Annotated in this window: 19 protein-coding genes; 9 read left to right on the top strand and 10 right to left on the bottom strand. The window is 63.6% G+C overall.

Annotated features, from left to right (window positions below; translation table 11 throughout):
• Window positions 1–58: 58 nt before the first annotated feature.
• Entirely contained in the window at window positions 59–1,336 is a 1,278-nt protein-coding gene (locus BLR77_RS03560) for an OprD family porin (protein WP_074675493.1), read from the bottom strand.
• Between the two features lie 484 nt (window positions 1,337–1,820).
• On the opposite strand from BLR77_RS03560, the gene BLR77_RS03555 reads away from it, so the two are divergent.
• Window positions 1,821–2,174 carry a 5-carboxymethyl-2-hydroxymuconate Delta-isomerase gene (locus BLR77_RS03555; RefSeq protein WP_074675492.1) on the top strand — a complete coding sequence of 118 codons (354 nt, stop codon included), beginning with the start codon at window positions 1,821–1,823 and terminating at the stop codon, window positions 2,172–2,174.
• Here the strand turns inward: BLR77_RS03555 and soxR are convergent.
• Window positions 2,171–2,629, bottom strand: a complete 459-nt coding sequence (soxR, locus tag BLR77_RS03550; protein ID WP_074675491.1) for a redox-sensitive transcriptional activator SoxR — start codon at window positions 2,627–2,629, stop codon at window positions 2,171–2,173. The two genes, BLR77_RS03555 and soxR, sit on opposite strands and share 4 nt — an antisense overlap.
• Window positions 2,630–2,708: 79 nt before the next feature.
• On the opposite strand from soxR, the gene BLR77_RS03545 reads away from it, so the two are divergent.
• Window positions 2,709–3,287, top strand: coding sequence for an NADPH-dependent FMN reductase (locus BLR77_RS03545; protein ID WP_074675490.1), 579 nt, complete (start codon window positions 2,709–2,711; stop codon window positions 3,285–3,287).
• 250 nt (window positions 3,288–3,537) lie between these two features.
• On the opposite strand, the gene gcvT is transcribed toward BLR77_RS03545, so the two are convergent.
• The 4 genes from gcvT to gcvH all read right to left on the bottom strand — a co-directional run bounded on the left by gcvT (window position 3,538) and on the right by gcvH (window position 9,418).
• Entirely contained in the window at window positions 3,538–4,662 is a 1,125-nt protein-coding gene (gene gcvT, locus BLR77_RS03540; RefSeq protein WP_074675489.1) for a glycine cleavage system aminomethyltransferase GcvT, read from the bottom strand.
• A gap of 69 nt (window positions 4,663–4,731) precedes the next feature.
• A complete protein-coding gene (gene glyA, locus BLR77_RS03535; protein WP_074675488.1) occupies window positions 4,732–5,985 on the bottom strand; it encodes a serine hydroxymethyltransferase in 1,254 nt (417 codons plus the stop codon).
• A gap of 187 nt (window positions 5,986–6,172) precedes the next feature.
• Complete coding sequence (gcvP, locus tag BLR77_RS03530; RefSeq protein ID WP_074675487.1) at window positions 6,173–9,025, bottom strand: aminomethyl-transferring glycine dehydrogenase; 2,853 nt, start codon at window positions 9,023–9,025, stop codon at window positions 6,173–6,175.
• A 9-nt stretch (window positions 9,026–9,034) separates the two neighbouring features.
• Window positions 9,035–9,418 (bottom strand): glycine cleavage system protein GcvH, encoded by a 384-nt coding sequence (gene gcvH, locus BLR77_RS03525; RefSeq protein WP_074675486.1) that lies wholly within the window; start codon window positions 9,416–9,418, stop codon window positions 9,035–9,037.
• A gap of 335 nt (window positions 9,419–9,753) precedes the next feature.
• Here gcvH and sodC point away from each other — a divergent pair, with 335 nt between their 5' ends.
• Window positions 9,754–10,305: a superoxide dismutase family protein gene (gene sodC, locus BLR77_RS03520; protein WP_074675485.1), complete on the top strand. Its 552-nt coding sequence runs from the start codon at window positions 9,754–9,756 to the stop codon at window positions 10,303–10,305.
• A gap of 385 nt (window positions 10,306–10,690) precedes the next feature.
• Here sodC and BLR77_RS03515 read toward each other — a convergent pair whose 3' ends face one another.
• Window positions 10,691–12,211 (bottom strand): sigma-54-dependent transcriptional regulator, encoded by a 1,521-nt coding sequence (locus BLR77_RS03515; protein WP_074675484.1) that lies wholly within the window; start codon window positions 12,209–12,211, stop codon window positions 10,691–10,693.
• A 73-nt stretch (window positions 12,212–12,284) separates the two neighbouring features.
• Between BLR77_RS03515 and BLR77_RS03510 the strand changes: the two genes are divergently transcribed.
• The 6 genes from BLR77_RS03510 (at window position 12,285) to BLR77_RS03485 (ending at window position 18,107) form a co-directional block, all read left to right on the top strand.
• Complete coding sequence (locus tag BLR77_RS03510) at window positions 12,285–12,482, top strand: hypothetical protein (protein ID WP_074675483.1); 198 nt, start codon at window positions 12,285–12,287, stop codon at window positions 12,480–12,482.
• Window positions 12,483–12,687: 205 nt separating this feature from the next.
• The gene (locus BLR77_RS03505) at window positions 12,688–12,927 is read left to right on the top strand and encodes a hypothetical protein (RefSeq protein ID WP_074675482.1); all 240 of its coding nucleotides are present in this window, start codon (window positions 12,688–12,690) and stop codon (window positions 12,925–12,927) included.
• Between the two features lie 3 nt (window positions 12,928–12,930).
• Window positions 12,931–14,466, top strand: coding sequence for a sodium:solute symporter family protein (locus BLR77_RS03500; protein WP_074675481.1), 1,536 nt, complete (start codon window positions 12,931–12,933; stop codon window positions 14,464–14,466).
• A gap of 56 nt (window positions 14,467–14,522) precedes the next feature.
• Window positions 14,523–15,362: a FadR/GntR family transcriptional regulator gene (locus BLR77_RS03495; protein ID WP_083366040.1), complete on the top strand. Its 840-nt coding sequence runs from the start codon at window positions 14,523–14,525 to the stop codon at window positions 15,360–15,362.
• Between the two features lie 34 nt (window positions 15,363–15,396).
• Window positions 15,397–16,668, top strand: coding sequence for a Zn-dependent hydrolase (locus BLR77_RS03490; protein ID WP_074675480.1), 1,272 nt, complete (start codon window positions 15,397–15,399; stop codon window positions 16,666–16,668).
• 17 nt (window positions 16,669–16,685) lie between these two features.
• Window positions 16,686–18,107 carry an amidase gene (locus BLR77_RS03485; RefSeq protein ID WP_074675479.1) on the top strand — a complete coding sequence of 474 codons (1,422 nt, stop codon included), beginning with the start codon at window positions 16,686–16,688 and terminating at the stop codon, window positions 18,105–18,107.
• Window positions 18,108–18,123: 16 nt separating this feature from the next.
• Here BLR77_RS03485 and BLR77_RS03480 read toward each other — a convergent pair whose 3' ends face one another.
• From BLR77_RS03480 to BLR77_RS03470, 3 genes are all read right to left on the bottom strand, one after another.
• Complete coding sequence (locus BLR77_RS03480) at window positions 18,124–18,819, bottom strand: endonuclease (RefSeq protein ID WP_074675478.1); 696 nt, start codon at window positions 18,817–18,819, stop codon at window positions 18,124–18,126.
• Between the two features lie 165 nt (window positions 18,820–18,984).
• Window positions 18,985–20,118: a mechanosensitive ion channel family protein gene (locus BLR77_RS03475; RefSeq protein ID WP_074675477.1), complete on the bottom strand. Its 1,134-nt coding sequence runs from the start codon at window positions 20,116–20,118 to the stop codon at window positions 18,985–18,987.
• A 207-nt stretch (window positions 20,119–20,325) separates the two neighbouring features.
• Window positions 20,326–21,969, bottom strand: a complete 1,644-nt coding sequence (locus BLR77_RS03470; protein WP_074675476.1) for a methyl-accepting chemotaxis protein — start codon at window positions 21,967–21,969, stop codon at window positions 20,326–20,328.
• Between the last annotated feature and the right edge of the window lie 293 nt (window positions 21,970–22,262).

Here is a 22,262-nt window from a genome sequence, read left to right as displayed (position 1 = left end):
ACGGGCGTAAAGTGCCGTAACACACAGGAGTCAATAGGACGCAGTGAAGCGTCCGGTATTACAGGATCGACAGCGGATAGTTGATGATCAGACGGTTCTCGTGCAGATCCTGGCCAACGTCGCGGCGGACGTTGGAGTTACGCCAGCGCACGTTCAGGTTCTTCAAGGTGCCTTCCTGGATGGTGTACGCCAGCTCGGTCTCGCGGCTCCATTCTTCGGCGTCGGTACGGCCGCCGGCATGGATGTTCGAGCCGCTGGTGTAGCGGTTCATCAGGGTCAGGCCGGGGACGCCAAGGCCGGCGAAGTTGTAGTCATGACGCAACTGCCAGGAGCGCTCCTCGGGGCTGTCGAAGGCCGACAGGAAACCGTCGTTGACCAGCGAGCCGCCACTGGCACCGTCGACACGCAGGAACTTGGTGTCACCGCTCAGGCGCTGGTAGGTGACCTGAAAGGTGTTGTTGCCTCTCTTGGCCGATAGCGCGCCCTGATACACCTTGTTATCCAGATCGCCAGCTTTGGATGAGCCTTCGTCCTTGCCGTTGAAGTAACCCAGGTTGGCGCCCAGTACCCAGTCACCCACCGGCTGGCTGTGGGTCAGCTGTACGAAACTTTGCTGATAGACATTCTCCAGGCGAGCGTGCCAGACGCCGACCATGGTGCTGTTGCCGTTGAAACGGTATTCACCGCCGGCAAAGTTGAAGTCATCACCCTCTACCAGGCCAATTGTGCCGCCGGCGTTGTAGGCCATCTCTTCGCGACTTGCATCGTGACGCTGGCTGTTCTTCCAGAACTGGCCGCCATACAGGGTCAGGCCGTCGATTTCGCCGGACGTCAGCTGAGCGCCCTGGAAGGTTTGCGGCAGCGAACGACCGTCGTCAGCACGCAGGATCGGCAGCACGGCGAACCACTCGCCGACCTTCAGTTCGGTCTTGGAGAGCTTGGCCTTGGCAGCCACGGCGGTACGGCCGTATTGATCGGCGGCTTCACCGTCATCGTGGATCGGCATCAGCTGGGTGTTGGCGGCGCCACGGTTGCCGTCCAGTTTGATGCTGTACAGGCCGAGTACGTCGAGGCCGAAGCCAACGGTGCCCTGGGTGTAGCCGGAGCGGGCATCGAGGATGAAGTTCTGCGTCCAGCCTTCGGCCTGGCCCTGGCGCTCACCACGGATCACGGGGTCGGTGCCGTTCAGGTAGTTGCGGTTGAAGTAGTAGTTGCGCAGGCCGAGGGTGACCTTGGCGTCTTCGACGAAGCCGGCAGCGTGCGTGGCGGTCGGCATAACCAGGGCCAGAGCCGTGCTGCCGAGCAGGGCCAATGGAATGATGTTGCGTGCGGTCATTGTTGTTGTGCTCCCAGTTTTTGAACGAACCATCCCCTGCTGGTCTGCATCAGGACCTGCATTGATGGGAATGTTGTGTTTGCCCCGTAGAGGGCGATAGCCCGGCCGAACGCGGCCGGTCATTGCTGGTGGCTGACGTCAGCCTCCGGCGAATCCGGTTCTATGGCGTGTGGCGGCGATGGATGCCGAGCAGGCGAGGAGCTGCTGCGCTGAGGGAGAGGCGAGAATAGTCATGTTGTGGCCCTGATTCTTGTTGTTATCGCTGTCATATGTCGTCATACAACTTGATGGATTATCGACAGCCTTTTTAGCGCTTGTCAACGCATGGCTAGACGAAAGTCTGAGTGGTTTTCCCTTATGCAGCGGCGCTATTGGCGATGAGGTTGGCTTTCAGCACGGTTCTGCGCAGAGCCGGTAAACCAGCTGGTATCGGGTTTGTTGTGTGATAACGTATGACAAATTCACTTACATCAAGGGCTTATCCATGCCGCATTGCCTGATCGAAGCCGCCCGCGAGGTGAGTGAGCTGATCGCGCCGCAGGAACTGGTGCAGCTGGTGCATGACCAGGCGGCTGACACGGGGCTGTTCCAACCCGGCGAGGTCAAGGTGCGCCTGAGTTTGTACGAGCACCACTGCATCGGTGGCGAGCCGGGAATGTTCGTGCACCTGATCTTCTACGTGTTGGCCGGTCGCAGCGATGACGACAAGCGGGCGCTGTCGCTGCGTATCGTGCGCGCCCTGGTGCAACGCCTGCCCCAGGTGCCGGCGATTTCCCTGGATGTGCGCGACATTCGCCGCGAGGTATTCAGCAACAAGCGCAACTGCCAGGACGATTAATCCGCCTCCAGCAAATGCGCCCCCGCGCCCTGTTCGCCGAGTTCGTCCCTGGGGTTGCGCAGTGGGCAGTCCTGCATCGACAGGCAGCCGCAACCGATACAGCCGGTGAGCTGATCGCGCAGCCGCGTCAGCTGCTCGATGCGCGCATCCAGATCGCGTTGCCACTGCGCCGACAGGTGCTGCCAGTCCGCTGCCGTGGGCATGTGATCGCAGGGGAGCGTACTCAGTGCCACCCCGATATCGGCCAGGGGAATACCCAGGCGCTGCGCCACCTTGATGATCGCCACGCGGCGCAGCACATCACGCCGATACCGCCGCTGATTGCCGGCATTGCGCTGGCTGTGGATCAGCCCTTTGGTCTCGTAGAAATGCAGCGTGGAAACCGCCACGCCGCTGCGTTCGGCGATCTGGCCGACGCTCAGAGGGCGTTCGTGGATGGAACGAGGCGTCGTCATGAAAAAAATCCTGTTGACCTCAGGTTAAGTTGAGGTTTTACCCTCGCTGGCCTTGATAGACAACACCGAGGGCAATTCCATGCAGGACCGCATCCGACTGGTACTGATTTACGGCAGCGTGCGTGAAGAGCGCTTCTGCGACCAGGTGGTGGCCTGGGCGCGTGAACAGATCGAGCAGCGCAGCGAGTTCGAGCTGAGCCTGGTCGACCCGGCGGTGATGTTCCGCCAGCCCGGCGAAGCACGGGAGTTCGCCGAGCAACGGCATCAGTCGTTGCAGCAACTGCTGCGCGCCGATGCCTTTCTGATCGTCACCCCGGAGTACAACCACGGCTATCCGGCGGCGCTCAAGCAATTCATCGATGAGGTGCCGGCATCCTGGGAAGCACGGCCGGTGGGGTTCGTCAGCTATGGCGGGGTATCCGGCGGGCTGCGCGCGGTGGAGCAGCTGCGCCAGGTGCTGGCGGAGCTGCATGCGATGACGGTGCGTGGCTCGGTGAGCTTCACCAATGCCTGGGAACAGTTCGATGACCAGGGCCAACTGAGCGAACCACGGCGCGCCAACTCGGCGCTGGCGCATACGCTGGTGCAACTGAACTGGTGGGCACAGACGCTGCGCGCCGGGCGCGAGCGGGTGCCTTACGAGCGGATCAGGGGGTAGAAACGACGTAGCCCGGATGCAATCCGGGAGCCTTTGAGGGCATCCCCGGATTTCATCCGGACTACGGAGTAGTCATCTGTAGGGCGGGTGCAACCCGCCAGGGTTATGTGGCGGGTTTCACCCGCCCTACGAACTACGGAGCAGAGGGCGCGCGATGAGTGTAGGAGCCTCGCCCCGAGGCGAAGTTTTTGCGCCTTTCGACGCATTCGACGCGAGGCGCGGCTCCTACAGAGCAGGGCTACGTTGCGGATCAGCCGCGGTAGTAGCGCTGCGGCACGAACGGGGTCTTGGCCACTTTCATCGCGACGCGCTTGCCGCGCACCACGGCCCAGACATCGCTGTCGATGGCGACATGGCTGGCGTTGACGTAACCCATGGCCACCGGCGCGCCGAGGGTCGGACCGAAGCCGCCGCTGCACACCTGGCCGATCACGGTGCCATCGGCATCGACGATTTCCGCGCCTTCACGCACCGGTACACGCTCCTGCGGCAGCAGGCCGACACGCTTGCGCGCCACGCCTTTCTGTTGCTGCTCGAACACGCGCTCGGCGCCCGGGAAGTTGCCGGCGCGCTCGCCATCGGCACGACGCACCTTGGAGATGGCCCACAGCAGGCTGGCTTCGATCGGTGTGGTGGCGCTGCTCATGTCGTGGCCGTAGAGGCACAGGCCGGCTTCCAGGCGCAGTGAGTCACGCGCCCCCAGGCCGATGGCCTCGACTTCCACTTCGGCCAGCAGGCTGCGCGCCAGGGCTTCGGCCTGATCGACGGCGACGGAGATCTCGAAACCGTCTTCGCCGGTGTAGCCGCTGCGGCTGACGATGCACTCGCTGCCCAGCAGGCGCACACGGGCGACCTGCATGAAGGTCATCTTGCTCACTTCCGGGGCCAGGCGGGCCAGCACGTCGACCGCTTTCGGGCCTTGCAGGGCGAGCAGGGCGCGCTCTTCGAACAGGCACTCGATCTGGCACTGTTCGCCGATGTGTTTCTGCAGGTGGGCCAGGTCCTGATCCTTGCAGGCAGCGTTGACCACCAGGTACAGGGTGTCGTCGCCCAGGTTGGCGACCATCAGGTCGTCGAGGATGCCGCCCTGGGCGTCGGTGAACATGGCGTAGCGCTGCACGCCCACCGGCAGGTCGATGATGTCCACCGGCACCAGGGTTTCCAGAGCGCGCGCGGCGTTTTCGCCACGCAGCAGGATCTGGCCCATGTGCGAAACGTCGAACAGGCCAGCGGCGTCGCGGGTGTGCAGGTGTTCCTTCATCACGCCCAGCGGGTATTGCACGGGCATGTCGTAGCCGGCGAAGGGCACCATGCGTGCGCCGAGTTCGAGGTGCAGGGCGTGCAGCGGAGTCTTGGCGAGAGTTTCAGTGGTCATGTCGATTTCCTGTTGGGTGCGTCGCGCGCACCGGTTGGGGCCGCCGCGCGGCCCGTGGTGAGTCTGGTGTCAGTCAGCGTAGACCGGGAAGGTGGCGCAGAGGTCGGCGACCTGGCCGCGCACGCGCTCGATCACGGCCGGGTTTTCCAGGTCGTCGAGGATGTCGCAGATCCAGCCGGCCAAGGTGCGGCACTCGCCTTCCTTGAAACCGCGAGTAGTCACCGCCGGGGTACCGATGCGGATGCCCGAGGTGACGAACGGCGACTGCGGGTCGTTCGGCACGGCGTTCTTGTTCACGGTGATGTGAGCGTCGCCCAGTGCCGCATCGGCCGCCTTGCCGGTCAGGCCCTGCTTGACCAGGCTGATCAGCATCAGGTGGTTGTCGGTACCGCCGGAGACCACGTCATAGCCGCGCTCGACGAACACTGCAGCCATGCCGCGCGCGTTGTCGATCACCTGCTGCTGGTAGGCCTTGAAGCCGGGCTCCAGCGCCTCCTTGAAGCACACCGCCTTGGCCGCGATCACGTGCATCAGCGGGCCGCCCTGGGCGCCAGGGAACACGGCGGAGTTGAGCTTCTTCTCGATCTCTTCGTTCCTGCGCGCCAGGATCAGGCCGCCACGTGGGCCGCGCAGGGTCTTGTGGGTGGTGGTGGTGACCACGTCGGCGAAGGGAATCGGGTTCGGATACAGGCCAGCGGCAACCAGGCCGGCGACGTGGGCCATGTCGACGAACAGCAGTGCACCCACCTTGTCGGCGATGGCGCGGAAACGTGGGAAGTCCAGCACGCGCGAGTAGGCCGAGAAACCAGCGACGATCATCTTCGGCTTGTGCTCGATGGCCAGACGCTCGACCTCGGCGTAATCGATCAGGCCGTTCTCGTCGATACCGTACTGCACGGCGTTGTACAGCTTGCCCGAGGACGACACCTTGGCGCCGTGGGTCAGGTGGCCGCCGTGGGCCAGGCTCATGCCGAGGATGGTGTCGCCCGCGCTCAGCAGCGCCAGGTACACGGCGCTGTTGGCGGAGGAGCCCGAGTGCGGTTGCACGTTGGCGTAGTCGGCGCCGAACAGCTGCTTGGCGCGCTCGATGGCCAGCGCCTCGACCTTGTCCACGTGCTCGCAGCCACCGTAGTAACGCTTGCCCGGATAGCCTTCGGCGTACTTGTTGGTCAGGCCGCTGCCTTGCGCCTGCATCACGCGCTGGCTTGCGTAGTTTTCCGAGGCGATCAGCTCGATATGGTCTTCCTGGCGCTGTTCTTCGGCCTGGATCGCCGCGAGCAGGGCATCGTCATAGCCCTGCAGTTGGTCGTGCTTGCTGAACATGGTGAGGCCCTCTTTATCGTTTTTCTCGGGATGCAGTCGGCCCGCCCCGGTGAGGGGAGCCGAAAGGAATCGGGGTGGATGTAGCCCGGATGCAATCCGGGGCACGAGGTTATGTAGGAGCCGGCTTGCCGGCGATGGCGGTTGCCGTGATCGCCAGCAAGCTGGCTCCTACAGTATTTCACCGTGCTTACGCGTCCTGATACGCCTCGATGGACGGGCAGGCGCAGACCAGGTTGCGGTCGCCGTAAACGTTGTCCACGCGGCCTACCGGCGGCCAGTACTTGGCCTCGATCAGGCTCGCCAGCGGGTACACGGCCTGCTCGCGGCTGTAGGCGTGGTGCCACTCGCCAACCAGTTCCAGGGCGGTGTGCGGGGCGTTCTTCAGCGGGTTGTCGTCCTTGTCCAGGCGGCCTTGCTCGACCGCGCGGATTTCCTCGCGGATGGCGATCATGGCGTCGCAGAAGCGATCCAGCTCTTCCTTGGACTCGCTCTCGGTCGGCTCGATCATCAGCGTGCCGGCCACCGGGAAGGACATGGTCGGGGCATGGAAACCGAAGTCGATCAGGCGCTTGGCCACGTCGTCGACGCTGATGCCGCTGCTGTCCTTGAGCGGACGGATGTCGAGGATGCACTCGTGCGCCACCAGGCCGCCTTCGCCGGAGTACAGCACCGGGTAGTGCTCTTCCAGGCGACGGGCGATGTAGTTGGCGTTGAGAATGGCCATCTGCGACGCGCGCTTGAGGCCGTTGCCGCCCATCATGGTGATGTACATCCAGGTGATCGGCAGGATGCTGGCGCTGCCGAACGGCGCGGCGCTGACTGCACCTTCCTTGCGTGCCATGTGAGCATGGCCCGGCAGGAACGGCGCCAGGTGCGACTTGACGCCAATCGGGCCGACGCCCGGGCCGCCGCCACCGTGCGGGATGCAGAAGGTCTTGTGCAGGTTCAGGTGCGACACGTCGCCGCCGAACTGACCCGGCGCGCAGAGGCCGACCATGGCGTTCATGTTGGCGCCGTCGATGTAAACCTGGCCGCCGTTGTCGTGGATGATCTGGCAGATCTCGCGGATGCCTTCCTCGAACACGCCGTGGGTGGACGGGTAGGTGATCATGATCGCGGCCAGACGATCCTTGTGCTCTTCGGCCTTGGCCTTCAGATCGGCGATGTCGACGTTGCCGCGCGCATCACAGGCGGTCACCACCACGCGCATACCGGCCATGGAGGCGGTCGCCGGGTTGGTGCCGTGAGCCGATTGCGGGATCAGGCAGATGTCACGCTGATCGTCGCCACGGCTCAGGTGGTAGGCACGAATGGCCAGCAGGCCTGCGTACTCGCCCTGGGAGCCGGCGTTGGGCTGCAGCGACACGGCGTCGTAGCCGGTGGCGGCGCAGAGCATGGCTTCCAGTTCGTTGGTCAGCTGGGTGTAACCGGCGGCCTGCTCGACCGGCGCGAAAGGATGCAGGTTGCCGAATTCCGGCCAGGTCACCGGGATCATCTCGCTGGCGGCGTTGAGCTTCATGGTGCAGGAACCCAGCGGGATCATGCTGCGATCCAGGGCCAGGTCCTTGTCGGCCAGCTTGCGCAGGTAGCGCATCAGCTCGGTTTCGCTGTGGTAGCGGTTGAACACTTCGTGCTGCAGGATGGCGGATTGGCGCAGCAGGCCTTGCGGCAGGCGGCTGGCGATCTGTGCGGCCAGGTCGCTGACGGCAGGGGCGGCCTGGTCAGCGGCGAACAGGTTCAGCAGCGCCTCGACGGTGGCCTGGTCGGTGGTTTCGTCCAGCGACAGACCCAGACGCTCGGCGTCGATCTCGCGCAGGTTGATGCCGGCGGCACGGGCCTTGGCATGCAGCTCGGCGGTCTTGGCGCCGGTCTTGATGCTGAGGGTGTCGAAGAAGTGCTGCTGCTCGACACTGTGGCCCAGCTTGGTCAGGCCCAGGGCGAGGATGGCGGTGAAGCTGTGCACGCGCTGCGCGATGGCGGTCAGGCCTTTCGGGCCGTGGTACACGGCGTACATGCTGGCGATGTTGGCCAGCAGCACCTGCGCGGTACAGATGTTACTGGTGGCCTTCTCGCGGCGGATGTGCTGCTCGCGGGTCTGCATGGCCAGGCGCAGGGCCGGCTTGCCGAAGCGGTCAACCGACATGCCGACCAGGCGCCCCGGCATGTCGCGCTTGAACGCGTCGCGGGTGGCGAAGTAGGCGGCGTGCGGGCCACCGAAGCCCAGCGGCACACCGAAGCGCTGGGCGCTGCCCAGGGCAACGTCGGCGCCGAACTCGCCCGGCGGGGTGAGCAGGGTCAGGGCCAGCAGGTCGGCGGCTACGGCGACCAGGGCATTGGCGGCGTGGAAACGCTCGACCAGGGCGCGGTAATCGAAGATGTCACCGTTGCTCGCCGGATACTGCAGCAGCGCGCCGAAGTAGGCGCTGGCGTCAGTGATGGCGGCTTCGTCGCCGACTTCGATGTCGATGCCCAGCGGCTCGGCACGGGTGCGCAGCACGTCGAGGGTCTGCGGGTGGCAGTGCTGGGAAACGAAGAAGGTGTTGGCAGCCTTGTTCTTCGACAGACGCTTGCAGAAGGTCATGGCCTCGGCGGCAGCGGTGGCTTCGTCGAGCAGGGATGCGTTGGCGATCTGCATGCCGGTGAGGTCGCTGATCAGGGTCTGGAAGTTCAGCAGCGCTTCCAGGCGGCCCTGGGAAATTTCCGGCTGGTAGGGGGTGTAGGCGGTGTACCAGGCCGGGTTTTCCAGCAGGTTGCGCAGGATTGGGCTCGGCGTGTGGGTGCCGTAGTAACCCTGGCCGATGAAGTTCTTGAACTGCAGGTTCTTGGCGGCGATGGCCTTGATCTTGGCCAGGGCGTCGGCTTCCGACAGGCCCGGCTGCTCGCCGAGGATGCTGGTGCCCTTGATGCTCTCGGGAATCACGGCACCGGTCAGCGCGTCGACCGAGTCATAGCCGAGCAGTTCGAGCATGGCGGCGGTGTCGGCATCGCGCGGGCCGATGTGGCGGGCGATGAATTCGTTCTGGGTATCGAGCTTGGTCATGGCGGTCACTCAGGCGTCGGCGTTGGCGTTCAACAGACGATCATAGCCGGCCTTGTCCAGCAGGTCGGCCAGCACGGCGTTGTCGGCCAGGCGCATGCGGAAGAACCAGGCCTTGTCCAGCGGCGACTCGTTGACCAGCTCCGGGCTGCCTTCCAGGTCGCCGTTGACCTCGACGATCTCACCGTCCAGCGGCATGACGATGTTGCTGGCGGCCTTCACCGACTCCAGCACGGCCACTTCCTCGCCCCGAGCGTAGGACTTGGCTTCCGGCAGTTGCACATAAACCACATCGCCGAGTGCGTCCTGGGCGTAATGGGTGATGCCGACGGTAACCAGACCATCGTTGTCCAGACGCAGCCATTCGTGATCGGCGGTGAAACGCAACTCGCTCATGTCAATTCCTCAGGGGGGTAATGGTGTCCGCTTCTAGGTGGCGGGCAGGTTGCGAGAGCGTTTGCAATGCCGGTGCCAATGTAAAAATAATCAATTAAATCAATCACTTAATTATATTTCTGGGTGTTGTATACAGTCCTCTGGAACGATATCGCTACGAATCCAGGCGTCGCAAATGGAAAAGTCGAAGTCGCACCAGACAGGGCGCGGCTTTCGCTAGTTTGTTGCTAAATCGTTACGGTGGAATGATATCGATACGTCATCTAACTGGAACCGCTCAGGTGCATCGAGGGTCGGTAACTGGGAGGCTTAATCAACAAGGAGATAGATCGACCATGAGACCCCTTATTCCTCTGGCATTCGCGCTACTCGGCGCCACCAGTCTGCAGGCCAGCGAGACAGTTACAGTGACCCTCGAACAGGCTACCGAAAATGGCACTGGCGCGCCTGTTGGCACCGTGACCATCAGCCAGTCGGACTATGGCCTGGTTTTCACCCCTCAACTGCAGGGCCTGGAGCCGGGCGTGCATGGCTTCCACGTGCACACCGAGGCCAACTGCAATGCGGCGGAAGTGGACGGCAAACTGACGCCGGCCGGCGCGGCAGGCGGCCACTGGGACCCGGAAAAGGCCGGGCGCCACGGTTTCCCCTGGGAGGACAACGCCCACCTCGGCGATCTGCCGGCGTTGCTCGTCACCGAGGATGGCAACGCCAGCCAGCCGGTGCTGGCGCCGCGCCTCAAGAGCCTGCAAGACCTGCACAATCGTTCGCTAATGATTCACGCCGGCGGTGACAATCATGCCGATCACCCGCAACCGCTGGGCGGCGGTGGTGCGCGCGTGGCCTGCGGGGTGATCAAGGTGCCGACCAGCACCACGCCGATCTGACTCAACGCCGAGAACCGTAGGGTGGGTTAGCGGCGCTGATCGATGAACGATCTGACAGTGCGGTGGTGGTGCGCCGCGTAACCCACCGGGCGATCTTCCGCGTTGCGCCGATGGTGGGTTACGGCGCGGCAGAACCTGTGGGGTCACCTGTATTTGCGACAAGCGCCTAACCCACCCTACATGGCTTGGCGATGGCGGAGGGCGAGTGCGGTCATAACCGTAGGGTGGGTTAGCGGCGCCAGTCGGCGAACGTTCAGGCACTGCGGTCGTTGTGCGTCGCGTAACCCACCGGGCGGTCTTCCGCGTTACGCCAATGGTGGGTTACGGCGCAGTAGGCGAGATCATCAGTACTTAAGGCACGCGCCTAACCCACCGGGCGAGTGCGTCAGTGCTTGCCCGGTATCCCGTACTTGCGCAGCCGCTTGGCGATGGCAGTGTGCGAGGTGCCCAGGCGCGTGGCCAGTTGGCGGCTGGATGGATGACTGTCGTAGAGCTTTTCCAGCAGCGCCTTCTCGTACTCGTCCATGGCCTGTTCCAGGCTGGCGACTTCCCCTTCCACCTTCGGCGCCACTTCGGTGCCGGCGATATCCAGGTCATCCATTTCTACCCAGTTGCTGTCGCAGATGGCGGCGGCGCGGAAGATCACGTTCTGCAATTGGCGCACGTTGCCCGGCCAGCGCCCGGCCAGCAGCGCCGGAAAGGTGGCCGGTGCCAGGCGGCAGGGCAGGCGCTGGATCTGCGCGCAAGCCTGGGCCATGAAGTGCTGGGCCAGCAGCAGAATGTCCTGGCCACGCTCGCGCAGCGGCGGCACTTCCAGGTTGAGCACGTTGAGGCGGTAGAACAGGTCTTCACGGAAGCTGCCTTCGGCCACCATCTTTTCCAGATCACGGTGAGTGGCGCTGAGGATGCGTACATCCACCTTCACCTCGCGGTCGCCACCGACGCGGCGGAAGCTGCCGTCGCTGAGAAAGCGCAGCAGCTTGGCCTGCAGATAGGGCGACATTTCGCCGATCTCGTCGAGAAACACCGTGCCCTGGTTGGCCAGCTCCAGCAGCCCCGGCTTGCCGCCGCGCTGGGCGCCGGTAAAGGCGCCAGGGGCGTAGCCGAACAGCTCACTCTCGGCCAGGTTTTCCGGCAGGGCGGCGCAGTTCAGGGCCAGGAAGGGCGCAGTGCGGCGCACGCTGACGGTATGACAGGCGCGCGCCACCAGCTCCTTGCCGGTACCGGTCTCGCCGTGGATCAATAGCGGCGCATCGAGCGACGCCACGCGCAGCGCGCGGGCCTTGAGCGCACGGATAGGCGCCGATTCACCGAGCAGCGAGTCGAAGCCCTCGGCATGGTCGTGATGCAGCGCGGCCAGACGCTGGCCCATGCGGCTCGGTGCATAGAGGGTGAGCAGGCCGCCGGTAAGGCGACCGTCCTCGGTAATCGGCTGGGCATCGAGCAGCAGCGGCTGGCCGGCGAAATGCACCTCGCGCAGCGGCTGGTGAAAACCGGCGGCGAGCAGCGATTGCTGCAGTGCGTCATCGGCGAACAACGCGGCGATGCTCAGGCTTTCGGGCGTACGGCCGCACAACTCCACCAGAGCCGGGTTGGCCAGTAGCACGGTAGCGCGGTCATCCACCGCCAGCACCGGGTCGGGCATGGCCGCGAGCAAGGCATCGAGCTGCAGGCGGCGACGCTGGCCGGGCAGAATGTCCACCACCTCCACACTCTGCACGCCGTGCACCTGCAGCAGCGCGCCGCGCAGCTCCTCGAGCACCGCGGCGCTCAGGGTCGGTGCGTCGATATAGACGTTTGGCGGTACCATCTCCACCGCATCGAGGTTCAGATTGCGCCCGCCAAGCAGCGCCAGGACTTCCTGGGTGATGCCGACGCGGTCGATGAAGCTGACGTGGATGCGCATTGATGACGGTCGAAATGGGCGAACAGGCGGCGATTATGCCTGCTCTGCCGCGCATGAGGAAAAGGGCAACAGCGTGAGTACAGAAAAACCGAGCCGTGCCGACTACCACCGCGAACACCAGGCCCGCGCCGAAGCCGAGGCCCAGCGCCTGTTGGCGCGCAAGGCCGAGCTGCAAGGGCGCTGGCTACCCTGGGTGGCGCAGGAGCTGTACCAGCTCAGCCCGCCGGAGTTCGCCAACATGGTGCGCCGCGAGTTGCAGCGTCAGGGCTAGCGTGGGAGAGGGGAATGCCTGGGGAGGGGCCGCTCGGTGCTTTTGGGTGGGTTGTCTGTGGTTTTGGGGCTTGACAGTCGAAGCGTGTGGCGATAATTAGTCTATTTATTCGTATAAATATAAAAAATTAAGCACTGCTCCGTTTATCGGTTTTTGGTCCTGCCACACGGCTGCATCGCAGCTACAACAAGAAAGGTACCCAACCATGAAACGACGCTTCACTCCGCTCAAGCTGGCTCTGTACGCCGGCATCCTTCTTGGCTTCGTCATGCTCGAGAGTCCGTTGGTGATGTTGGCCAACATGGCCGATCCATTCGTCCTAGGTATGCCCTTCCTGTTCTTCTGGAACCTGTTGTGGTGGTCGGTCATCACCTTGCTGTTCCTCGTAGGTTACTGGTGCAACTGGGGCAGCCGCTCCGGTTCTCCGCGCGCTGGGGAGGCCTGAGCCATGACAGCCAGCATTCTGATCATTGCCGCCTTCATGATCATTCCGATGATCGTTGGCCTGGTTTCCGCCAAGCAGTCGGTGGCGACCAGTGAAGACTTCTTCGTCCAGGGGCGTGGCATGGGCAGCGTTGCGGTGTTCTTCACCGTCGCCGCCACCTGGTGGAGCGCCTTTGCCTTCCTCGGTTCGAACGCCACGTTCTACACCAACGGCCCGGTCTACCTGACCGCGCTGGCCTGGAACCTGTTGTTCGGCCTGATGTACTACTGGGTCGGCAAGCGCGTGTGGTTCCTTGGCAAACGCTTCAACTACCTGACACCCTCCGACCTGCTCGGCGACTTCTACAACAGCGAGGCGTTGCGCATCGTGGTGGCAGCCATCGCCCTGGTGTTCACCATTCCCTACCTGCAGATCCAGCTCACCGGCGGTGCCTACCTGATCGAGGTCGCCTCGGGCGGAGTGATCAAGTTCTGGCTGGCGGCGTTGCTGTTCTATTTCGTGATCATCGTCTATGTCTGGGTGGGCGGCATCCGCGCCATCGCCTGGACCGACGTGATCTACGGCGCTCTGCTGTTTTTCGGCATGATGTACGCCGGCTACTACATCTCCAGTCAGGTGGGTGGCCCTGGCGCATTGTTCGCCCAGTTGCAGGCCAGCTCACCGGCGCATCTGACGCTGCCAGGGCCGAACGGCAGCATGGGTTATCCGATGTGGTTCTCGCTGTTCCTGATTACTGCAGTCGGCGCTTTCATGGGGCCGCAGATTTGGCTGCGCATGTACTCGGTGAAAAGCGGGCGGCTGTTCAATCTGATGCCGTTCCTGCTCGGTGTCGCGGCCTTCGCCTACGTCGGCTCGATACTGTCCGGGTACACCGGTGTGCTGCTCGAACCCGGCGTGGCCAACCCCGACCAGATCCTGCCGATCATGCTGATGAAGTACGCCCCTTTTGTACTGGCCTCGCTGATCCTTGCGGCAGGCGCCTCGGCGGCGATGTCCACCGCCAACTCGCAGATACATGCGGTTTCGACCATCGTGACCATGGACATCTATCAGCGCTACATCGATCGCAACGCCTCGCAGGCGCGCATCGTCAGCGTCGGCCGCTGGTCGCTGGTGCTGTTCTCGCTGATTGCCTATGTGATGGCGCTGACGGTGCCCGGCGTACTGGTGACCATCGGTATTGCTGCCCTGGCAGGTACGGCGCAACTGATCGTGCCCACTGTCGGTGCCATTACCTGGCGTCGGGCGCACCCCATGGCAGCCATCTGGGGCTTGCTGGCGGGAGTGGCCTGCGTGCTGTTGATGACCTTCGTGCCGGCGTTCCGTGCTCCGCTTGGCTATCACGCCGGTGTCTGGGGGTTACTGTTGAACAGCGCGGTGTTCGTGGTGCTGAGCCTGTGTCTGCAGCGTCATGACCGGCAGGTGGTCGAGCGCTTCGCCGAGGCGCGTGATGACTATGATGCTGAGTACCATCCGGAGACCCTGGATGATGGTCGTGCGCCGCTCACCGAGGTGACGCCAGCGACGTCCGCCAGGTAGAACCCAACCCTCTGGCGGCCATGGCGGCCGCCAGACCAATCATGGAAACGAACAAGATCATGGCTGCACCCAATCGCCCCAAACGCCAGAAACTGGCCGAGCTGATCGCCGAAGACGTCAAGCGCTGGATTGCCAGCGAGCGGTTGGGCGCTGGTGACCGGCTGCCGAACGAGAAGACCCTGATGGAGTTGTTCGGCTGCGCCAAGGGCACCATCCGCGAGATGCTCAAGATCCTCGAGGTCGAAGGGTTGGTCAGTCTGCGCACCGGGCCCGGGGGCGGTGCGGTCATCAACCCGCCAACCACCGAGCCTGCCAGCCGCACACTGCGCAACTTCCTGCACTTCCAGAAGCTCGATGGCGAGCAGGTCTATCAGTTGCGCAAGCTGCTCGAGGTGGAGCTGGCGATGTCCGTGGTGGGGCAACTGGGTGAGGGTGACATTGCCTCGCTCGAGGCCAATTTGGCGGCCTGCCGGCAGTGCCATGAGGGCGAGGAAGAGCAGCGGCGCCAGCGTATTCTCGAACTAGAGTTCCATAACATCCTGGCTCGGGCCTGCCCCAATCCACTGCTGGCCTTCATGTGCCAGTTCCTCAACGACATGCTGCGTGACCTGGTGGTGTTCAAGAAGGCCTACAAACCCGAGCGCAAGGCTTTCGACCAGGCCAACCAAGATTATCACCAGCAACTGATAGATGCCTATCGCGAAGCGGATCGCGAGAAAGTGCGCGCCCTGATGAGCGAGCACATGTGTGACGCCGAGCACCACATGAGCGCCCTGGAGGCGCAGATGGCGGCGCAGATGCTGGTCAGCGGCGAGGCTTCCAATGCGCTGGCCGCCGACTCACCGTTGCCGACCTATGAACAAGTCCTGTCACGGCGTCTGATGGAGCCCACCTGAGCCCATCGGTGCCCGCTACACAGAGAGTACTGAAATGACCATCGCAATCGAAAGCTTCCAGCGTGCGGCCGTGCCGCGCGTCGATCAACACCGCCTGTGGCAATCGCTGATGGATCTGGCGCGCCTGGGCGCCACGGCCAAGGGTGGCGTCAACCGCCAGGCCATGACGGAACTGGATCGCCAGGCACGTGACCTGTTTATCCAGTGGTGCCGGGCAGAAGGCTGCGAGATTCGTATCGATGCCATCGGCAACCTGTTCGCCCGGCGCCCGGGACGCGACCCGCAGGCAGCGGTAGTGATGACCGGCAGCCACATCGACACCCAGCCCACTGGTGGCAAGTTCGATGGTTGCTATGGGGTCATGGCCGGGCTGGAGGTGCTGCGCAGTCTGAACCAGCACGGCATCCAGACGCGCGCGCCGATCGAGGTGGTGGTCTGGAGCAACGAGGAAGGCTGTCGCTTTGCGCCCTGCATGATGGGCTCGGGGGTTTTCACCGGGCAGTTGGAACTGGACGAGATGCTGGCGAGATGCGATGCCGACGGTGTCAGCGTTGCCGAGGCACTGCAGGCAATAGGTTATGCCGGCAGCGACTCGGTCAGCCCGGATCAGGTCCAGGCCTATTTCGAGGCGCATATCGAGCAGGGGCCGATCCTGGAGGATTGCGATACCACCATCGGTGTGGTGCTTGGCGCGCTAGGCCAGAAGTGGTTCGACCTAGTCCTCACGGGTGTCGAGGCGCATGCCGGGCCGACGCCCATGCACCTGCGCAAGGATGCACTGCTCGGCGCTGCCGAACTGGTACAGGCAGTCAACCGCATTGCCGAAACGCACCAGCCAGACGCACGCGGCACGGTCGGCTATCTGAACGTGCACCCCGGTTCGCGTAACGTCATTCCTGGCCGTGTGGAGATGAGCATCGACCTGCGCCACCTCTGTTCCGAACGGCTTGAGGCGATGGTCGCCGATGTGCGCTTGGCAGTGGGCGAGGTCGCCCAGCGCAGAAGCCTGGGACACACGTTGACGCCTACGGCGGATTTCGCTCCGCAGCCCTTTGCCGAGCCCTGCATCGAAGCGGTGCGTGATGCCGCCCGCGAACTCGGCCTGTCGCATATGGATATCGTCAGCGGCGCCGGTCACGACGCCATTTTTGTCGGCCGTATCGCTCCGGCGGCGATGATCTTCGTGCCCTGCGAAGGGGGGATCAGTCACAACGAGATCGAGAACGCCAGTGCCGAGCACCTGGCGGCAGGTTGCGACGTGCTGCTGCGCGCCATGCTGCGCGCGGCTGGCGTTGTCGAGTCGTGATATCAGGAGGAAACCCGATGAATCCGCAAACCGATGCCGTCAGTGAGTTGGCCGCCCTCGGAGCCGTCGAGGCGCTGGCGCTGTTTCGGCGCAAGGCACTGTCCCCGGTCGCACTGCTTGAGGACTGCCTGGCACGTATTGAACGCTACAACCCGCAGGTGAATGCCTTCTGTCATGTCGATGCCGAGGGAGCGATGCAGGCCGCACGCGCTTCCGAGGCGCGCTGGCTGGCGGGGCAGCCCTGCGGGCCGCTCGATGGTATTCCCACCAGTATCAAGGACCTGACGCTGACTCGGGGCATGCCCTCACGCTTGGGCTCGGCCACCAGCTCGGCGACTGGTCCCTGGGACACCGACGCACCTGTTGTCGCGCACTTGCGCAAAGCCGGCGCGGTGCTGATCGGAAAGACCATCTCGCCGGAGTTCGGCTGGAAGGGGGTAACCGACAACCCGTTGCATGGCATCACCCGCAACCCGTGGAACCTGGCGTTGACGCCGGGCGGGTCATCCGGCGGGGCGGGTGCGGCGGCTGCACTGAACCTCGGCTTGCTGCACCAGGGCAGCGATGCCGGTGGCTCGATTCGTATTCCGTGCAGCTTTACCGGCACCTTTGGCATCAAGCCGACGTTCGGCTGGGTGCCGCAGTGGCCGTCCAGCGCGATGAGCACGCTCTCGCATCTCGGGCCGATGACCCGCAGCGCCGACGACAGTGCGCTGATGCTGAGTGTCATGGCGCAGCCTGATCCGCGCGATGGCTACCTGGGTAATCCGCGCGGCGGCGACTGGCTGGTGCCGGCACCTAGCAGTCTGAAAGGCTGGCGCGTAGCGGTCAGTCTCGATTTCGGATACGTCGAGGTCGCTCCTGACATTCGGGCGTGTGTCGAGCAGGCGGTGTTGCTGCTGCGCGAATTGGGCGCTCAGGTGGAGCGGGTCGATCCGGGTTTCAACAACCCGCAGGAGACTTTCACGACGCTCTGGTACGCCGGCGCGAGTCAGACTCTCGGCCGACTCGACGCGCAACAGCGTGCGCAGCTCGACCCAGGCTTCCGTCGTATCGCCGAGCAGGGCTGTGAGATCAGTCTGCAGCGCTACCTGCAGGCCCGCCGCGAGCGGGCCGAGCTGACGGCGCAGATGGCGCAGCTGCATGAGCGCTACGACCTGCTGGTGACACCCATGATGCCCATCGCTCCGTTCCAGGCTGGTGTAGAGGTGCCTGTGGGGGGGCGATTCAGCGAGTGGACGCAGTGGACGCCCTTCAGCTATCCCTTCAACCTGACCCAGCAGCCGGCCGCTTCGCTACCTTGTGGCCTGGATAATGGTGGTCTGCCGGTTGGCCTGCAGTTGGTCGCCGGACGCTTCCAGGATCACAAGGTCCTGCAGGCTGCACGCCTGCTCGAGGTGCGTTTGCCACGCCTGCGCCTGAACAGCCCTCGGGGCTGAGCGCAGGCCTCTGGTCTCACGGGTTCTTGCGGCAGGCGCTCAAGTCGACGCTGCCGACGTGATGGTTGCCCCAGCCCATCACGCAGGCCACCTGCTGGTTGCGCTGCTGCTCCCAGACCTTGGGCGGGTAGGCCTTGCTCCAGGCCTCATAAAGCTGTCGATCCTGTTTCGACAGGCGCAGCTTGTAGCGGTCGGCCATGTAGAAATAGGTGCGCGCGATCATTCCGCGGATGGCCGGGCGCGGCATCACCTTGCGCGCCTTGAAGTCCACCACCGTCTCGCACTGTCCGTACTGGTGCGGCTTCTGCGGCAGCCAGGCGAAGCTGTAGTTGCTGCGGTCGCCATTCACCTCGCCGATGCTCGGCACAAGGTTGTGCAGGTCGGCCTCGGCCCTGCGGAACTGCGCATCGTTGGCCGCGCAGTTCTTGCGGCCGCCTTTCTGCCAGCACTGACGCTGATGGCCGATCACCCAGGCCGGGACGATATGTTCCCACTCGATGCGCTGGGCGCGATTGGCATTCTTGCGTGGCGTGTAACCACAGGAACGCAGATCGACCCGATTGCCGCTGTACTTGCAGCCGCAATAGAACTCGGTGGACTGCTGCTCATACAACGGCCAGGCCAGGCGCTTGGCCTCGGCGAAAGTGGCGGGTGCGGCGTGCAGGGAAAGGGCTGTGAAACAGCAAAGCAGGGGCAGTAGGCGTCGAATCATGGGGCGGCAGAGTAGCCGTCACCGCTGTCGATGTGAAGATGAAAATTTCAGGTTTTTCAAATGCTTGCGTGATGGCTAGAAGCCTTTATTGCAGGCTGCTTGGCGCATTGGCTGCGCTCAGGGCGTCAGCCTGCAAGCAGCGCTGACGCCCTCCGGCCTTCGCAATTAGCTGAACTTCGGCAAGCGCTGATCCGAGTCGCCGCCCTCGTTCTCCAACTGCTGCGGCAGGCCGGCGACCTTGAGTACCGGCATCCTCTCGCCCACCAGACGCAAATCGCGACGGGGCAGGGCGAAGCGCACATCCAGCTCGCGCAGGGCATCGAGCAACTGCAGGTTGATCTCCTGCTGGATGTCCATGTACTGGTTGTAATCCGAGGTGAGCACGATATAGACCACCTCGAAGGTCAGCTGGCTTTCATCGAAACCGAGAAAATGCGCGCGGTCGAACCTGGCCATGGGCGTGGCGCGGATGATATCGCCGACCTTCTCCGATACCTGACGCACCTTGTCGCTGGGCGTGTCGTAGTTGATGCCGAACTTGAAGACGATACGCCGGGTGTTCATGCGCTTGTAGTTGCGCACGACCTGGCGCAGCAGGTCGGCATTGGCACAGACCACCTGCTCACCGCTGAGGCTACGAATGCGCGTGGTCTTCAGACCGATATGCTCGATGGTCCCGGCCACCTCGCCGAAGACCACGAAGTCGCCGATCTCGAACGGCTTGTCGACGCCAATGGATAGCGAGGCGAACACATCGCCGAGCACCGTCTGCACCGCCAGCGCCACGGCGATACCGCCAACACCCAGGCTGGCCACCAGCGCGGTGATATCCACCCCCAGATTGGCCAGGATCGACAGCAGCATCACCGACCACACCACGATCAGGATCATGATGCTGATGATGGTGGTCATCACCGGGTTGTAGCTGCCGCCACTCTTGCCCATCACCAGGCTGCGCGACCACAGGCGCACGCCAGTATCGACCCACAGCGCCACCTGCAAGGCCAGGGCGACGAACCAGGTGTGGCTAAGGGCGCTGTGCCAACTGCCGGGCAGCTCCGGCAGACGCAACGCCAACAACAGGGAAAAGGCCAGCAGCAATACGCGGCTGGTTCGCCCGATCACCATGGCGACGAAGTGCTGCCAGTTGCCGTCCTGATCCTTCGACCAGGCCTTGAGCCGCTTGTGCAGCGTATTCACCAGGGTACGCAGCACGCTGTAGATCAGCACCGTGGCGACCACCACGATCGCGACGTTGAGCCAGAGATCGCGCTCGAGCCAGATATTCCACTGTTCCATCGCCAGGGCCTCCAGAAAAAGACGTATAGGGTTCTGGTGGCGTTGGTGGGCAGAAGTTCCGGTTGGATCAGTGCTTTGGCGAGGGGGCAGCGCGGGCTTGAGGTAACTACTGCCTGATCAAGACAGCGATAAACCAGAAGCGTCGGGCGTCGTGCAAAGGCATCGATGCAGTCGCCCGAACGGCTGGCCGTCACCCGCGCTGCGTCTTCAGGCTGCCCGCACCTTGAAGAAGCTCACCTTGTCGGTCAGGCGGTTCGCCAGGGTTGCCAGCTCTTGGCTGGAGGCCGCCACCTGCTCCGAGCCGGCGGAGGTTTCCAGGGTCGCGTTGTGGATGCGGCTGATGTTCTGGTTGACCTCCTCGGCGACCGCGCTTTGCTGTTCCGAGGCGCTGGCGATTTGCGTGTTCATGTCATTGATCGCGGTCACTTCATCACTGATCTTGCTCAGCGCCTGTTCGGCCAGCACGGTCTGCTCGACGGTCTTCTGCGCCAGTTGGCGGCTCTCGAGCATCACTTCTGCAGCCTTGCCGGCGCCTTCCTGGAGCTTGGCGATCATGCCGCGAATTTCCCGTGTCGAGTCCTGCGTGCGGGTCGCCAGGGAACGCACCTCGTCCGCCACCACGGCAAAGCCTCGGCCGTGTTCACCGGCGCGGGCAGCCTCGATGGCTGCGTTGAGCGCCAGCAGATTGGTCTGTTCGGCGATGGAGGTGATCACCTCGATGATCTTTTCGATGCTCTCGCTGTCGGTGGAAACCTGCTGCACGCTCTGCGTTGCACTTTCGAGGGTGCGCGCCAATGTCTGGATGGCGGTTGCCGTCTCGTTCACCACGCGATTGCCAATGGTCACCTCACCGCCGGCATTGCGTGTGGCGGCCGCCGCGCTGGCGGCATAGTTGGCCACCTCACTGACCGTGGCGGCCATTTGGTTGATCGCCGTGGCCATCTGCTCGGCCTCGCTCGATTGCAGGCGAATCTGCTGGTTGTTGCTGTCGGACGTGGCCATCAACTGATCCGACGAATGAGTCAGCTCCGTTGCCGCGCTGCGTACCTGCGCGATGGTGTCGCTCAGGTGGCGCACCATGTTCTGCAGGTCCGCCATCACGCTCTTGGGATACTGCGTTTCGATCTGCTGATCGAGCTCGCCCTTGGCTAATTGCTGGATCACCTGCGCGACCCGGTGCGGCTCGGCGCCCAGGGTCGATTTCAACTTGTTGATGATCAACAGGCTGATGCCCACGCTCAGCAGCAATGCAGCGCCCGTGACCAGCAAAATCAGCAAACGGAAGCCACCCGCCACCTCGCGCACCTCGCCCAGGTCCTGGCTGATCACCTCTTCCTGGTGATCGATAAAGGCATTGATGTGCTTGAGCCACTCGCTGTAAGCCGGAGAAACCCGCTCCATCAACAGCGGCAGTGCTGCCTGGTTGCCGTCGCGGCGTAGGTTGATCAACTGCTCGGTCAGCGTCAGCGTGCTGCGCTCAATGGTCTTGATATTCTCCAGCAGACGCTGTTCCGCTGCAGTGGGCGCCTGTTTCGCCAGCAGCGTTTCCATGGCCTGCGCCGACTCCTGATAGAAGCGGTCCAGACGCTGGATCTCGCCCAGGTGCCCGGCCAACGCCGCCCCATCACCATCCAATACCGCATCGCGAATGGCGATGGCGCGATCATGCACGCTGCCGCGAAAGTTGATTGCGTAGCGCTGCTTCAGCGCGGCGCCATCGCTGACGGCGGTCAGCGTTTCGTCGATGAAACCGACGCGCTGCACACCGATGAGCGTGATCAGAATCATCAGCGACAGCACCAGGCCAAAGCCCAGGCTCAGACGCTGAGCAATACTCATGGGGGAATTCATGCGGTTACTCCTCAAGATGCAGACAACGCCGCGCGGCTTGCGCGATTCACACACCCGGCCTGCTGCGACCTTGTACAGGATTTTGCGTTTGTATAGCTATTAGGGCTTTTCAATGGGCAGGCTTGGCGAAGCTAATTGATGGCACTTTGCCGCTCTAGATCGGGCTTATGAGCTTGCTGTGGCTAAAATTCAAGGCCTGGAGTGGGTTGTGCTAGGCGATTAATGGCGTGCTTGCGGGCGTGTTGAGTATCGGAGAGGGGCGTCGAAATCTTGTACAAGCTGATCGTCGCTGC

It is taken from the genome of Ectopseudomonas alcaliphila (assembly GCF_900101755.1).
Classification (GTDB): Bacteria; Pseudomonadota; Gammaproteobacteria; order Pseudomonadales; family Pseudomonadaceae; genus Aquipseudomonas; species Aquipseudomonas alcaliphila.
Note: the sequence above shows the minus strand (reverse complement) of the source record. Positions and strands in the feature narration are given on the sequence as shown.